This is a genomic window from Bifidobacterium sp. ESL0682 (assembly GCF_029392815.1).
Lineage (GTDB): Bacteria > Actinomycetota > Actinomycetes > Actinomycetales > Bifidobacteriaceae > Bifidobacterium.
This window is the reverse complement of record NZ_CP113942.1, coordinates 21,660-36,560: the sequence shown is the minus strand read 5'-3', so window position 1 is coordinate 36,560 and position 14,901 is coordinate 21,660. Positions and strand designations below refer to the sequence as shown.

Here is a 14,901-nt window from a genome sequence, read left to right as displayed (position 1 = left end):
GCCCTGAAATCATGCAGTCATCAAATTTTTACCAACACAAAATACCCTATTGACGAATTATTGTATTATATGTAGACATAAATATACAACATTCACGTCAAATTTATTTAAATAATACATCATAAAGATTCTAGATATGTAAAAATGATGTCCTACGTTTTATTCTTCAATCGATTTACTTTGAGCGCAATCTGGCGCCCGACCGCCAAAGCGCCTCAGTTTGCCCCGCCGGTCTTCTAGACTGGAGTCATGTCATTGGCCTTGGATATCGTCTTCGTCTTTATTTTCCTGATCATCGGCGGCGTCTTTTCGTGCACCGAGCTCGCGCTGGTGAGCCTTCGCGGCTCACAACTCGATGAGATGGAGCAGGAGGATGCGCGCGGGCAGAAGGTCGCCCGAATCGCACGCGATCCAAATACCTTCCTTTCCACCGTGCAAATCGGCGTGACGCTTTCCGGCTTCTTCTCGGCGTCGTTCGGTGAATCCGCCATCGCACCCTGGGTCGAGCCGGTCGTCGAGAGCTGGGGCATTCCGCACCATATCGCGTCTCCTGGCACCACCATTGTGCTGACTTTGATCATTTCGTTCTGCGACATCGTCATCGCCGAAATGGTGCCGAAGCGTATCGCCATGCAGCGCACCGAGCAGATCGCCCGCGCCGCAGTGCCTGCCGTCGATATTTTCGCCAAAATCTGCCGGCCGATCATCTGGCTCATCGCCAGAAGCACCAACGGCATCGTGCGGCTCTTGGGCTTCGACCCGAGCCAGACCGAAACCGAGGTCAGCGACAAAGAGCTGCGCGTGCTGGTCAATTCCAACACGAACCTGAGCAAAGACGAGCGCACCATTCTCGACGACGTATTCGACGCCTCGGAAACCATTGTGGCCGAAGTGATGCGGCCGCGCGCCGACGTGGTTTTCTTGGAAGGTTCTCAGCCGATTGAAGAAGCCGCGAAATACGTACGCGAGATGCCATATTCCCGCTATCCGGTCACCGGTAAGGACTTTGACGACGTAATCGGCTTTGTGCACGTCCGCGATCTGCTTGACGTCCGCAACCCTGATGCGAAAACCGTGGCCGACGTGACCCGTGAAGGCATTTCGCTGCCCGGCACTTCAAAGCTTTTGCCGAGCCTCGCCCTGCTGCGTAAACGCGGGATTCACCTGGCGGTCGTCATCGACGAATACGGCGGAACTGACGGCATCGTCACATTGGAAGATATGACCGAAGAGCTCGTTGGTGACATCCGCGACGAATACGATCTGCCGGAAGACGGCAACGGCGGCGCAGCCAACGGCATCGGAGACGGCCGCAACGGCGAAACCGCATTCACAGACGGCGTGGCCACGGTCGACGGCGGCATGACCATCGAGGACTTCGCCGACCTCACCGGCATCGAGCTGGAAGACGGCCCGTACGAGACGGTCGCCGGCTACTTCCTTGCCCACACTGGCCGCATGGGCGAGGTAGGCGAAACCCTCCACTCCGACGACGGCTACGACATGGTCGTCACTAAGGTCGACGGCCGCCGCATCGAAACCATCGAAGTAAGGAAAAGCGGGAAAGAGAATTCAGATAACTAATAAATAAGATTATCGCATGTCTGTAATATCCCAAGATTCCAGCTTCTGGCCATAAGGAACTTGGTATTGACGAGCATGCGGATGCCGAGGACTACCATCAGCATTTTTCATTAGGCATTCAATCTTTACATCACCAAGCAACTGAATAACTTTACAAATTCTTTCTTTTGGCCGATTTCCTCCCCAACCTACGACAATGTGGTTAACTAATCCATCTCGGAATGCAGCTCCAAGCACACGAAATTGATGATCATTTTGCGGGCCGATAGGATATCCAAAAGCAGCGAGCTCTTCGGGATCAGAAGTTGTAAAGGCAAACAAATTCAGGATGATAATCCCGCCTGATTTGTCAGCTTTCCATTGTTGGGCATATTTTATACAACATTCAACAGTCGAGTCGTTCTTTTCTGCATCTGCAGTTGAAGGATTTAAAAGAATAAAGGCTGCTTTGGGAAGAGAGTCATCCCATGTTCTAGTGAGTAAATAACGATATCTATATACCTCATCCCCAAATTCAGCTGTACCTTCTATCTTTGTCATCGCTGACTCCAATCAATTAACGAATTTAAAAACACTGAAATAATTAAAATAATTTTAATCTACGTCTCTGCCTCATCAAACACTTTTCTGCATCATCTTGCTATAATATGATGCAGAAAAGTTATTAATGATGCAGAAAATGGTGCAGATAAAATGCATATTTTTGACTATGGGAAGTCCGGGCACGAATTGCTGATGCCGCATACCGTGAATTTGCTCAATGCGATTCACGAGGCTAAAGGGCGGCAGAATGCGCAACTGCAGATTAGTCCTGAGCTTGCGGAGCCACTGGTCAATGTCGCACGTGTTCAAAGTACTGATGCATCAAACCGCATTGAAGGGATTTCGACTACCAATAAACGTCTGGTCGGCATCGTCAGCGAGAAAGTAGCACCAAGGAATCGCGATGAGGAAGAAATTGCGGGCTATCGTGATGTACTTCAGACCATCCATGAAAACTATGCCTATATACCGCTGAAACCGAATATCATTCTGCAACTGCACCGCGATCTATTCCGCCATACACCACTTGCTTTCGCCGGCCATTGGAAAGACACCGACAACATGATTGTCGAATCGGACGGGACCGGGCATGCGAGAGTCAGGTTCACGCCGCCATCGTCGCTTCAGACGCCAGAGCTCATGGCTGCAGCATGCGACGATTACAACAAAACGAACGAAGCCGGCGACATTGATGCCTTATTGCTGACCTGCATGTTCGTTTTCGATTTCACTTGCATCCATCCGTTCAATGACGGCAACGGCCGCATGAGCCGGCTGCTGACGCTGCTTTTGCTCTATCGTTCCGGCTACGAAATCGGAAAATATATCAGCATCGAACACCTTATCGAGCAAAGCAGAGCCACCTATTACGAGGCTTTGGCCGCAAGTACTGTCGGCTGGAACGAAAATACCAACGATTATGCGCCATTCGTCAACTATCTACTTGGCATCATTTTGGCAGCCTATCGAGAGTTTGACGAACGAGCAGCAGCCATAAGGGTTCCGATTTCGCTACACCACGCAACAACCAAAAAGCAGCGCATCACCGATATTCTCAATCAAAGCCTCAGTCCGCTCTCCAAAGCCGATATCCAGCAAACGCTTCCCGATATCAGTACTTCGACCATCGAGCGCACGCTGAAAACCCTGCTCAACGAAGGCCAAATCCAAAAGCTCGGCGCAGGCCGATCCACCAGATACGTCAGTTTGCATCATTAAAAAGCGCTAAATTCAAAAAGCAAACGGACAACATTCAGGTTTGCAAATAGATAACAGTCGTTTAGTGAGGAAGCAATAACTCACCGCACGTTCGCTGTAACCTCAGAAAAGGCACGGCGCAACACACATTGGGGCACTGTGGAACACGACACAATTCGGGATGTTGCCCAACGTTGGGGCGGATAATCTTGCAGATGACGTGCCGAACCCTTCAATACACGCAAACTTTGATGACGATAAGCTGGCACAACCCGTCTTTTCTACCTCAGAAACCGCGATATTTCAACGTTTTCAGCAAAATTGGGCCAGAGATGAACCTATGTGAGCCACATCGCAAAACGCTAGAATAGAGGTAACGGATTTCGCAAAAGGAAGGAAATATTATGGCAGATGAATTTTTGAGCCCCGGCCTTGATCAGGCAACTTCGGACAAGGTCGTTTCGGTTCTGCAGAACCGCTTGGCACAGGAGGAAGAGGCTTCGCTGATCCTCAAGCATGCGCACTGGAACGTGGCTGGCCCGAGCTTCATCGGCGTGCACGAAATGCTCGATCCTGAGGTCGACGCCGTGCGCAACATGGCCGACGAGACCGCAGAGCGCATCGCGACCCTCGGCGGCAGCGCCGAAGGCACGCCCGAGTCCATCATCAGCAACCGCACCTGGCCTGAGTTCAAGCTTATGGGCCGCCAGAACACCCAGGATTACCTGAAGGCCCTGGTCGACTACTATGCCGACTTCATCGTCGCCGAGCGCAACGCCTACAAGGAACTCGACCCGATCGACATCATCAGCTCCAACATCATGCAGGACCATGTGCAGGAACTCGAGCACTTCAACTGGTTCATGAACAGCCACCTGATCGAAGAGCAGGCCCACGCCTGAGCTTCAGGGCTGTTCGGTTTACGGCAAATCGATTCATAGGTTTGCTTGAAACCTCAGTTGCAGTTTATTAATGCCTTGCCATTCACTCTCATCCTGAATGGCAAGGCATTTTCGTTGTCTGACGCCGTTTTATCGGCATCACTCACACAATAAGAACGTTGCGCCTTCACCCATCAGTCTGGGTGAAGGCGCAACGTTCGTTTTACTGCGAGAATTTGCTACGAGAAACCAAGCTCAGCTTTCGCGATAGACCCTCTGGGCAGAAGCCTGGGCACGCGGACGAACCACGAGCGAATCGATATCGACGGCGTCCGGCAAATCAACCGCCCACTCGATGCACTCGGCGATGTCGTCGGCGGTCAACGGGTTCGGCACGCCCTCATACACCGCGTCAGCCTTGGCCTGGTCGCCATGGAAACGATTCAGCGAAAACTCCTTGGTTTCCACCATGCCCGGCGAAACATCGATAACGCGCAATGGCTGGCCGACCTGCTCGAAACGCAACGTTTGGGCCAACACGCGCTCGGCCGATTTCGCCGCGCAATATCCGCCGCCGCCTTCGTAGGCCTCGATGCCGGCCACCGAAGAGATGAATACCACCGTGCCACCGCCCGGAGCCCGCTTCAGGGCCGGCAACAGCTTTTGCGTGATCCGCAAGGTACCAAGCACATTGACGTCGTACATTCTGCGCCAGTCCTCGATATTGCCCTCTTCGATGGTGTCCTGTCCGATTGCCCCACCAGCACTATTGATCAGCGCCTTGACTGGCCCGCCTCGCAGAATCCGATTGACCGCTGCCTGCGTCGAGACTTCATTGGTGAGGTCGCACACCACGTATTCGCACGCGTCGCCAAGCTGGTCGGAAAGCTCGATGAGCTTGTCACGGCGCCGCGCAAGCGCCACGACTTTCCAGCCGGCCGACGCCAACTGCAGCACCGTCGCACGCCCGATGCCACTGGACGCGCCTGTGACCACCGCGCGCTTGGACGTAACGGTGTTGCCAAGCCGAATCTCGGATTTACCTTCATTTTCCGCCGTATTGCCGGCCAATGTCCCCACCATCGAGAACCTCCTCGCCGCTCTTTCGAGCACATTTTCATCGCGTCGCCCACGTTGGCGATGCAGCAATCATTCAGTACTAACGCTACCGCAAATCATGTTGCTTGACTCTCGGCAAGGCACATAAAAATGCATAAATATTACGAAAATCCGTCACCACACCATTTCACGGTTGAGATCTCGCCGCAACCTGCGCCAATTCGGCAGATATTCATCCATGAGGCGCTGGAATTCGGCACCATGACCACTCGCCCAGAGATGCGTCATTTCATGGACCAGCACGTACTCAAGGAAGCGCGGATCCATCAGCCCAAGCTGCAAGTTGAGGCGGATGCGACCGGTCTTAGGCGTGCAGGACCCCCAACGCGAAGTCATCAGTCGCAACGTGATATGCGTCGGTTTACGCCCGATAATTGGCTCCCAGTGCTCCAATAGAGTCGGCAACTGCGCGTTGATATTGGCTTGCGCCAACTGTTTGCGCTCGTCCGTCCATTCGAAATCCGAGGCAGCACTTTTCTCGGCCATACGTTTTCTTTGCCGCTCAATCCAATCCCGACGTCCTCGTACGAACGCCGCGATTTCTGCGTCGCTCATTCTCGTCGGAGCGCTCACCTCGATCTTGCCAGCCCAGCGGTTTTGATACGCAAATACATATTCCGCATGATCTTGCGCGTCACGTTGATGTCCAAATCGTCGACACGCAACGTGACACGAGAGACGGTCTTGGCTTTTGGACGACGGCGATAAGGCATATCTGCATTGTCTCGCGTGCGATTGACCGAAATCACCCGATATCTTCAACAAACGTTCACGACACGCATGGCCGTTGAGTTGACTATCGGTATCTAGCTGGTAGACTATCTCCTTGTACGTCTTAAAGCGTGCTGATTGGGCCCGTAGCTCAGCTGGTTAGAGCGCATCCCTGATAAGGATGAGGTCGGAGGTTCAAGTCCTCCCGGGCCCACGCAATGTTCTCAAGTTCAAATCCCAAAGATTTCGGCTTAAGAATTGTTGTGTTTCTGGGGCTATGGCGCAGCTGGTAGCGCATCTGCTTTGCAAGCAGAGGGTCGCCGGTTCGAACCCGGCTAGCTCCACTTTTATCTCTATTAAATGCTGGCTATTCCAACATTCTGTTTGCAGCTTCCCGTCTCTCGACCAAAGATTTATTGAGATTTTCGAGAAAAATGCTTTACAACTAAGCGCGGAATAGCTATTCTCCGAAGTATGGCTGAATCGTTGCGAACCTGCCCACTTGGCGTGGATGTGGAAATATGCAGGATGGACTTCGAAGCTCGCAACCGCTTTAGGTTGAACGAGCTCGGGTTCCGCGTGCATGAGCCGATTCGCGTCATCCAAAAGGCGATGTTCGGCGGATGCGTGGTGGCGCACGGCGGCGAGCGCATCGCCATCGACGGGGCCACCGCACGCCACATTTTCGTGGCACCCCGAACGCAACGTTTATAATACCGATAGCATCACCGACGAGACCTGGCGGGCAAATTATGGACAAAAAGAGTACGGCCGCACTGCCTGCCGAACCTCTCAATAGCGGGACAACGGCTTATGGCAGCCACAGCGCACACAACGGTATCGACGACGATCTCAATGTCGGTAGGCCCAGCGACCCAGGCAATGCAAGCAATCCCAGCAAGCTTACTAACGGCAATGCAGGCAACGCCAACGATTCCGACAATGCCGGCGGAGTCAGCAGCACAAGTAATTCCGACAGAGCCAATAATTCCAACGACCCAGACCTGATGCCAGAACCAGCAGATTGCTGCGGCGGCAGAGGAATCAGTGGCCCTGAAGGTGGGCACGGCGCATGCGCCGAGTGTGAAAGCCATGCGGGGCACGGCGGCCACAGCGGTCATCATCATCGTCGTGGACTGGCAGTGCTGCTGCCGCAGCGTCACCATCATCATGACGAATCCGGCAACGGCCACATCAGCGAATCTAGACACGTGGCCGGCATGGAGGAAATGGCCGGAAAACCCGTGCATGCCAACCCGCGCATCGTTTTCGTCGGCAATCCCAACGTCGGTAAATCGACACTGTTCAATGCAGTGCTCGGCGCAAGCGCGACCGTGATGAATGCGCCTGGCACCACGGTTTTGGTGGAATCCGGCAGCCTGGAACGCGATGATGAGCGCTGGGACTTCATCGATACCCCTGGCACAGCTTCACTCGATGCCTACAGTCCAGACGAGCAGGTCGCGGGGGAGGCGGCGATGGGCCGCCGCAGCTATGCGAAGCCCGATGTCATCGTCTTTACGTTCAACGCAACCTCGCCTTCGAAATCGTATTATCTGTTAAGCCAGCTGATGGATCTGGGATTCCCAATTATTGTTGCGGTCACCATGCTCGACTTGGCGGAAAAGCAGGACTCACCGGTCACATTGAAACGACTCGAGCGCACGCTTCCAGGTATTCCGATGGTCCGTGTCGACGGCCGCACCGGCCAGGGCAAGGCCGAGCTGCTGGACACCATCGCGACCACGCTGACCGAAGTCAGAGCAGCGAAAGATGAGCAGCATGCCGAGCAAACTGCTCCATTGCATGATGAAATAACTAAGACAAACGCGATCAAGGACAACAAACAGACGCGAGAACCGGCGGAAACAGCTGGGAAAGCGGTATCCGAAGAGGCAGCCACAGAAATAGTAGTCGAAGCCGCACAAAAAGCTTCGGAAATCATGGAAACCACGCTGGCCAAGGCGGAAAATGCGACACCTGCATTGGATGAGGGCGGAGCGGCTGTTTCTCGCGAGATTCATGTGCAATTGACACCGACACCAGTCACCAGCATTCCTGCGCCTCCTTCGAGCGCAACGCAGGAGGAAGTCTCGCAATGGGTGCAAGAGACTTCGAACCAGCGGTTTGACTGGATTGCTGAGAAGCTGAAGGAAATCAACAAGGGGCTGCCGCAGGGCGCGGTGACCACAGCGAATCGCGAGACGTTCTCCGACAAGCTCGATCGTGTGCTGTTGCATCCGGCAATCGGCCTCGTGGTTTTCCTCGTCACCATGTTCCTTGTTTTCGAAGCGACCACCACGCTGGCCGGGCCTCTGCAGGATTGGTTCGACGTCACCTTGCGCGGCTGGTGCACGGACGGCATCGCCTGGATCTTCACCGCCATCGCCGGCAAGGGCTCGCTTGACGGGTGGCTTTACTCGCTTATCGTCGACGGGTTCCTCAACGGCGCAATCACGGTGTGCACGTTCATACCACCGATGGGCATCATGTTCATCATCCTCTCGCTTCTTGAGGATTCGGGCTACCTGGCACGTGCAGCGTTCGTGATGGACCGCGCGATGCGCATGGTCGGCCTCGACGGGCGGGCGTTCTTACCGCTGGTAGTCGGCTTCGGATGCAACCTGCCGGCGCTGGCCTCCACACGCACGCTGCCGGACTCCCGGCAACGTCTACTCACCGGCCTGCTAATCCCGTTCACGTCATGCTCAGCCCGTCTGAGCGTCTACGTGGTGCTGGCCTACGCGTTCTTCGGCAAGTTCGCCGGCCTCGCCATTTTCCTGATGTACGTCAGCTCCATCGCCATCATCCTGGCCGTCGGCTTCGCGCTGCGTAAGACGCAGTTCAAGGATCTCAAGACCCAGCCGTTTGCCATGGAACTGCCGCCCTATCAGATGCCGCGTCTGCTGCAGCTGCTGAAGTCCGTGCTGCAGCGTCTCTGGTCGTTCATCACCGGCGCGAGCTCAGTCATTGTCAGCATGCTCATCGTCGTGTGGGTGCTCTCCGCCATTCCGATTTCGGCGGGCGCGGCCGGCACCAACTCATTCGGCCATGTCGACGAGGTCGAAAATTCCGTGTTCGGCGCAGCCTCGTCGGCCATCGCACCCGTTTTCAAGCCGGCTGGTTTTGATGATTGGCACGCTTCGGCCGCACTCGTCACCGGTTTCGTGGCCAAAGAGGTCGTGGTCGGCTCGCTCTCGCAGAGCTACGCCATCAACGATTCCGGCGACCAATCCGAGCAGGCGCAAGGCCAGGGGAGCCTCGGCCAAGCTGTGCACCAGAGTTTTGAGAAGTCCAGCGAAGGCCACCCCAACGCCGCCGCAGCAGCCTTCATGATCTTCATCCTCGCTTATACGCCCTGCCTTGCAACAGTAGCCGAAATGAAGCGGCAATATGGCATGAAAACTGCGATGCAATCGGTGGCGACAGGACTGATAGTGGCATATATATTGGCCATTGTCGTCTTCCAAGTCGGGCGGTTGTTATGACAACCGCAGATATCAGCAATGATGGTTTCCGTAAAATCTCTGGCAATTCCCCTAACCTATCAAAACCCGATAATCGAACCTCTCTATCCACAGCCGAAAAGGTCATCGACGGCCTCACCCATGGCCAAACCCCACGCATGATTGCCACCAGCCTCAACCTGCCGTTGGATTTCATCGACCTCATTATCACACAGGAGCGCGCGGCCGGGCGCCTCAACATCTACGACCTACGTTCGTGCAACTCCAGCACCGGCGAAGGTTGCGACCCAGATCCGGAATCCTTGGTCTGTGCCGGTTGCCCCATTCTGCCAAAAGACATTCGTCAGCACCAGTCCGTCTTCGGCCGCCTCAAGGCGAAGTTGCAGCGATAGGGCTCCCAGCCCGCCAGCGTTATATCATTTCAATTAATCTAGATTGCAAACGTCAACCTGCTTGTATTCCCAGTTATTCAAGCGGCCGGCACCCCAAACCATTGCGCAATAGTTGCACAAACATTCTGCCCTCGACATGCAGCAAACAGCGATACAGGAAAAAATGTATCTCAAGACAAAGCTTTCATCGCCACCAGCTAGAAACCGCTTAAAAGTGGGGTTTTGAAGACGAACCATCCGGGAACAATCAATAAAAGCAACGTTGACCGTGATTTTCCACACATTTGATATATTTATGTCTATTTATTATGTTATAGTGAATATGTTCGTTGAATAAGTCTCTCTTCCGCGAAGCGGTTCTAGGCTCGTAAACGACCAGCAAGGTACACAGCACCGCAATAACTCCTTTGCCGCGGTTTGTGTGTCACAATTAAAGACTTCCCGCTTTGGTTTACTAACACCCAGCCAAGCGGGATCATTCCGGGTGCCGCATGGGAAAAAACCCAAACCAAACCCTCCCATGCGGCATCCTTCTCCTTTATCTCTGCAAATTAAACGGATACTTGCCAGCAATTCCTCATCGCCGAGGTTCCCGACACGCTCTCTTCATCTACAGCAGACAAACGACAGTATAACTAGGCATCTCCCCAAAATTGAAATACATTATCCATATTTCGTCTGACAATTTAAGAGACTTATAAGCGCAATGCCTATAAGTCTCTTATTTTCCCAAAGGTGCTTATTGTTTGTCGAACATGAGCACAAGCATGAATCACTCGACGGCACCTAGAAGCACAGCGACCTCCAGATCATGGAACCCTAATGCCTGCACCGTATCGGCAATACCGCTCTGCCGAACAGGTTCTCGCAGGGCAAGCGCACTCTGTATCTCAGCACGCTTGCCCACCTCAACGCGAGAGATCCAGTATAGGATCTCTACAGGGTGCGGCGATGCGAGGCACGACGGGTCCACTTTGAGAGTAGTAGACCCAGAGCCAGCATGGCGAGTGCGATAACTGCAATCACGACAACATCGGAACCGGTTTGCGAAAGCCGGGCGTTACGCGAATCCTTACCGCTGCGCTTGGCCGGAGCCGAAGGGCTTGCACCGAATCCGGATGCACCTTGTGCCATGGAAGCAGCTCCCGGCTTGGCACCTGACTGCGTTACCTGATTGCCCGAATCTGCGGGATCATGCTGCGTATGCAGACCACCTTGCGGGCCATGTGGTTTCGCGGGGCCATCGGCCGGACCGCCAGTAGGGCTACCAGTTGCAGGGCCATTGGCCGGGGCACCAGTCGGACCGCCAGTAGGGACACCAGCCGCAGGGCCGCTGCTGGGCGGCTTCAGTTGGACAGAACCACAGCCGGGACCACAGCTCACAGGATCGCCGTTTTCGAATATCGTCGACTTATGCAACCCGGCCTCGAGACCGGCGGGATCGTTAGGATCCAGCGTCAATTTCTGGGGCGCAGTAGGCAGGTAACCAGCGGGGGCTTGCGTCTCAGCAATCGTCCAGCCGCCCCAGCCATCGCCATTGACCTTGAACTTGCCCGGCGTCGGATCCTGATCCACGCCAGTGCACACTTCCGCGGTGCAGTCCGACACGTCAACTACTTCGCCCTTAGGGCCATGCAGCTGCCAATGCGAACCAGGAAGCAACGCGCCACTATATTGATCCAAACGCGACCATGCCAACGTTCCAGGCTCATCCACATCAACTATCGTGACCGTCTCATCAACGTCCTTCGGCACATCGAACGTGCCATCCGGGCCAATTGGAACCGGCGTCCCATCCGCAAGCTGAGCACTGATGCTCTCTTGCTGATAACCGCGGTTAATCGACTGCGCAATGAAATGCTTGCCACTCGGAACGTATCGCGACCGGCCGAGCGCGGCCTCATGGCCCGGGAAGCCCTGATAGCCAATCATGACATGCGATCCGTCGCACGCAGGCGTGCCGCCGTAATGATAATGGCGCACGCGTTTCACCGTCAGCTTCGGCCAATGAGTAGTGACCTTACGAACACCGGTCACGCTCTCGCCATCCCTCAACGCTTCCCTTACTTCGGACAGCAGTAGCGGGGCACGACGAGTCATATCGCCGTTTCGATAGTACAAAATATCGCCATCTTGCACATAGCCGTTCTTGAGGGAGCCGATGATGCCGGCGATATTACCAGCCGAGAAGTGCGGCACACCTTGCAGATAGACCTTCGGCTTGCTGCCACCGGACAGCTGCACAGTGAAGTTGAAGTCGATGGGCTTCGCATCGCCACGCTCCACTATCGTCTTCAGCGTCAATGTCGCCTTGCGAGGCGTCACCGTCTGTTCGCAGTTCACACTGTCACCGTTGGCAAGCGCCACCGTCGCGTTAGCCATGCTCACCGCAACGGGAGGCGTACCGACGGTGCAGCTCAGCGGGCTGGTGAGCTTGTAGCCTGGCCTATTGGACATATCCGTAGAAAGCTTGTAGGAACCCTGCCCGAGTGCCACCGGAGAGCTGTCAGGAACAGGCGTCGACGTGCCGTCGGCAGTTGAGGTCGCCGTCACCGGGAAATCGGAAGGTAGCGCCGACCCACCGTTGACGTGCGTGATGACTGTCAGCTTCGGGTTCGACCGCACCGACTCGACGAACGTGCATTGCACATTGGCGTCCGCCGGCATCGTGAACTTGCCGTTCGCATCGACCGCGACGGCGGTATGGCTGACCAGATCGACGCAGGAAAGACTGCTTTGGTAACGATTTGCACCACTGGCCGAACCCGGGGCGAGCGGAGCCGAGACGGTGTAATCGGTGCCAGGAGCATAGGGATGAGGCCCAATCTGCTGCGACTGCAAGCCGTTTGCATTGCCGGACGTGGTCGCGGAGCCGACACTGGTACCGCTCGAGTTCGCGGCGTTCAGGGCGAACTGATCGGTCGGATCTTGCCGGCCGCCGGGAAGGTTCACCAGTACGTGGAGCGTGGAAACGTGCACATCCACCGCGTAGTCCTCGACCTCGCCACCGGTGGTTGCACCAGTCGCGGGCAGCGATATCACACGGCCAGTTGAAGGATCGGTTTCGTTGGTAATGCGAAGACGTTCAAACGATTGCGACAATCCACTCTTACCTTTCACCGACGGCACGGCGTCGGCCGGGACATTCCACGTCAACGTGGCAGAACCCTGCGTGAATCCGCCGCCTGGAGCCGGGCTGGACCCGGTGCAATCCACCTGATCACTGGATTCAGTACGTTCGTCGAAGACTCCGTTGCGATTCCAGTCGATCCAGCCCCTGACCTGGGCCATGCCATCGGCCGCGCAACTCACGGTTTGCTGGAATGTATCGCCATTCGGAATGATGTCGACATTGCCGGACGTGCCATGCGGCGCCGCAGCCAATCCGTCCTCGTCGTTCTCATTAGCGCCATGGCCGGAAATCGGATGGGTGCTGTTGAGATCATCTCCGTTCGCGTTATCGGAGAAAATGGTCCGCTCTTCGGCGTCCTCATGCACGCCCAAACGCGGAGTCGGCTCGGTGAAACCAGCCAGCTTGGTGTTGTTGGTCGCGAAATCGTCCTTCGCCTGCGAAAGGTTGAACAGCGTGCCGCCCACCATGGTGTTGTCGGGATCGATCGGATCGCCGGTATAAGGCGTACCAGTGATGTCGGCACCCAACTCGCCGCCGTACCATTCCGGCTGGAACAGGGAGCTGGCCGCTCCGTAGCTTAACGGGGCATCGCCAAAGTCAGGCAACGCGATGCTTCCAAGCGCCACGGCCGTATTGCCGCCGCCCTTGAGCGTCACCCGCGCATGCTGCGAGCCCTGCAGGAACATCACCGATGAAGGGCCACTATAGGTGTTATATGGCTCCATATTGGAGCATTGCGCGCCATCGGAACGGAAACGCATGGTATCGTCCTTGAGCTCCGCCACCGAGTTCGTGGTGCAGCCGGGCGTGCGGTAGCTGTCCAGCAGACGCCACGTAGGGGTCTGGCCGGCAATACTGCTCTCAGGCCGTGCCTTGATGTATTCCTCCTGCTCATAGGAGCCGTCGGGATAACGAACCCAGTTGTTGGACTCGGCATCTGCGAAAATCAAGCCCTGCAACGGCACTTGCGTATACGCCGCGGTGGAAGTGCCTTCATTCAATGTGCCGGTAGGATCGGTCGGCGAATTGATCAGATAGGCTGCGCAACTGAAATCAAACGACACCTTTTCCGTGTCATTGTAGTTGCCAATCCCTGTCACCATGGTGTTGGAACGCACACCGCCCTTGTTGTAGAGATAGGGCAATCCGTCGCCGGGCCAATCCCCGGAACGATACGTCAGCATCGGATGTGTATCGGAAAGCGCTTCATCCGCACCGCCAGCGGAAACTATCGAGCATCTGGTAGCAGACCAATGGGTGGCGCCCACGCGAACAGGGGTAGTCCATACCACTTTGCCAGCGGTCAGCTCCTGTTCCTCTTTGCCCCACTGCACCCAGTTGATGGCTTCGCGAAACCTGCCTTGGCCGTCAGTGGCCAAAGTTCGCGTGCCGACTCCGGTCTCGGGGGCCGCCGACTCGGCGTTCGCTGTCCCCGACACCGCCATGCCAACCAGACTCATGGCAATCGCGCCAATCATACCGGCCAGCTTCACACCAACCTGCTTCACAACATTCTCATGCCCTCGCATCTTCGGCTCCTCTCATCGAACCTTCTGAAGATGAATATCGGTTCCGTAACTCATCACCGTTGAATAGCGGAACCAATACCATAATGTCACATTTATAATTAATTCAAATAATTAATCAGACAGTAGAACGTTTTGACGATCTATTAACAATATTTATAAATGGACAAAAGCGCTTAAATCGTTCGATATAAAGAACAGCCACTGGAATTACTTGCACTCGTCAGCATCAAGGCAAACGAAACGAGCGGAATCGCGGATCGAAGAACACCGCCTATAAGGTCACGAAGACATTTGAATTCGTAATATCTAATTTTCACATATTTATCACATATTGGCGCAACGATG

The 14,901-nt window shown here is 55.1% G+C and carries 9 protein-coding genes, 2 tRNA genes and 1 pseudogene; 8 read left to right on the top strand and 4 right to left on the bottom strand.

Features of this window, described 5'->3' with window-relative positions:
- Positions 1–249: 249 nt before the first annotated feature.
- The gene (locus tag OZX57_RS00130; protein WP_277162231.1) at positions 250–1,584 is read left to right on the top strand and encodes a hemolysin family protein; all 1,335 of its coding nucleotides are present in this window, start codon (positions 250–252) and stop codon (positions 1,582–1,584) included.
- 9 nt (positions 1,585–1,593) lie between these two features.
- Here OZX57_RS00130 and OZX57_RS00125 read toward each other — a convergent pair whose 3' ends face one another.
- Entirely contained in the window at positions 1,594–2,124 is a 531-nt protein-coding gene (locus OZX57_RS00125; protein ID WP_277162230.1) for a DUF1643 domain-containing protein, read from the bottom strand.
- A 153-nt stretch (positions 2,125–2,277) separates the two neighbouring features.
- On the opposite strand from OZX57_RS00125, the gene OZX57_RS00120 reads away from it, so the two are divergent.
- Positions 2,278–3,345 carry a Fic family protein gene (locus OZX57_RS00120; RefSeq protein ID WP_348637172.1) on the top strand — a complete coding sequence of 356 codons (1,068 nt, stop codon included), beginning with the start codon at positions 2,278–2,280 and terminating at the stop codon, positions 3,343–3,345.
- A gap of 383 nt (positions 3,346–3,728) precedes the next feature.
- Positions 3,729–4,226: a DNA starvation/stationary phase protection protein gene (locus OZX57_RS00115; RefSeq protein WP_277162229.1), complete on the top strand. Its 498-nt coding sequence runs from the start codon at positions 3,729–3,731 to the stop codon at positions 4,224–4,226.
- Between the two features lie 234 nt (positions 4,227–4,460).
- Here the strand turns inward: OZX57_RS00115 and OZX57_RS00110 are convergent, their stop codons facing one another.
- On the bottom strand, positions 4,461–5,288 hold the full coding sequence (locus OZX57_RS00110; protein WP_277162228.1) for an SDR family NAD(P)-dependent oxidoreductase: 828 nt from the start codon (positions 5,286–5,288) through the stop codon (positions 4,461–4,463).
- A 150-nt stretch (positions 5,289–5,438) separates the two neighbouring features.
- Positions 5,439–6,037: pseudogene (locus OZX57_RS00105) on the bottom strand (SprT family zinc-dependent metalloprotease).
- A 138-nt stretch (positions 6,038–6,175) separates the two neighbouring features.
- Here OZX57_RS00105 and OZX57_RS00100 point away from each other — a divergent pair.
- From OZX57_RS00100 to OZX57_RS00080, 5 genes are all read left to right on the top strand, one after another.
- Positions 6,176–6,249: transfer RNA gene (locus tag OZX57_RS00100), tRNA-Ile, on the top strand.
- A 57-nt stretch (positions 6,250–6,306) separates the two neighbouring features.
- Positions 6,307–6,379 (top strand) — tRNA-Ala (locus OZX57_RS00095).
- A 130-nt stretch (positions 6,380–6,509) separates the two neighbouring features.
- Positions 6,510–6,749, top strand: a complete 240-nt coding sequence (locus OZX57_RS00090) for a ferrous iron transport protein A (RefSeq protein ID WP_277162227.1) — start codon at positions 6,510–6,512, stop codon at positions 6,747–6,749.
- Positions 6,659–9,523 carry a ferrous iron transport protein B gene (feoB, locus tag OZX57_RS00085; protein ID WP_348637171.1) on the top strand — a complete coding sequence of 955 codons (2,865 nt, stop codon included), beginning with the start codon at positions 6,659–6,661 and terminating at the stop codon, positions 9,521–9,523. The genes OZX57_RS00090 and feoB overlap by 91 nt, the downstream gene beginning before the upstream one ends.
- Positions 9,520–9,894, top strand: a complete 375-nt coding sequence (locus OZX57_RS00080) for a hypothetical protein (RefSeq protein WP_277162225.1) — start codon at positions 9,520–9,522, stop codon at positions 9,892–9,894. The genes feoB and OZX57_RS00080 overlap by 4 nt, the downstream gene beginning before the upstream one ends.
- Positions 9,895–10,830: 936 nt before the next feature.
- On the opposite strand, the gene OZX57_RS00075 is transcribed toward OZX57_RS00080, so the two are convergent.
- The gene (locus tag OZX57_RS00075) at positions 10,831–14,556 is read right to left on the bottom strand and encodes a CshA/CshB family fibrillar adhesin-related protein (RefSeq protein ID WP_277162224.1); all 3,726 of its coding nucleotides are present in this window, start codon (positions 14,554–14,556) and stop codon (positions 10,831–10,833) included.
- Between the last annotated feature and the right edge of the window lie 345 nt (positions 14,557–14,901).

Bases quoted from the DNA above. Each gene is read 5' to 3' on its own strand.
- OZX57_RS00110 (WP_277162228.1), bottom strand. From the start codon at position 5,288: ATGGTGGGGACATTGGCCGGCAATACGGCGGAAAATGAAGGTAAATCC.
- feoB (WP_348637171.1), top strand. From the start codon at position 6,659: ATGCGTGGTGGCGCACGGCGGCGAGCGCATCGCCATCGACGGGGCCAC.
- OZX57_RS00125 (WP_277162230.1), bottom strand. From the start codon at position 2,124: ATGACAAAGATAGAAGGTACAGCTGAATTTGGGGATGAGGTATATAGA.
- OZX57_RS00075 (WP_277162224.1), bottom strand. From the start codon at position 14,556: ATGCGAGGGCATGAGAATGTTGTGAAGCAGGTTGGTGTGAAGCTGGCC.
- OZX57_RS00090 (WP_277162227.1), top strand. From the start codon at position 6,510: ATGGCTGAATCGTTGCGAACCTGCCCACTTGGCGTGGATGTGGAAATA.
- OZX57_RS00130 (WP_277162231.1), top strand. From the start codon at position 250: ATGTCATTGGCCTTGGATATCGTCTTCGTCTTTATTTTCCTGATCATC.
- OZX57_RS00080 (WP_277162225.1), top strand. From the start codon at position 9,520: ATGACAACCGCAGATATCAGCAATGATGGTTTCCGTAAAATCTCTGGC.
- OZX57_RS00120 (WP_348637172.1), top strand. From the start codon at position 2,278: ATGCATATTTTTGACTATGGGAAGTCCGGGCACGAATTGCTGATGCCG.
- OZX57_RS00115 (WP_277162229.1), top strand. From the start codon at position 3,729: ATGGCAGATGAATTTTTGAGCCCCGGCCTTGATCAGGCAACTTCGGAC.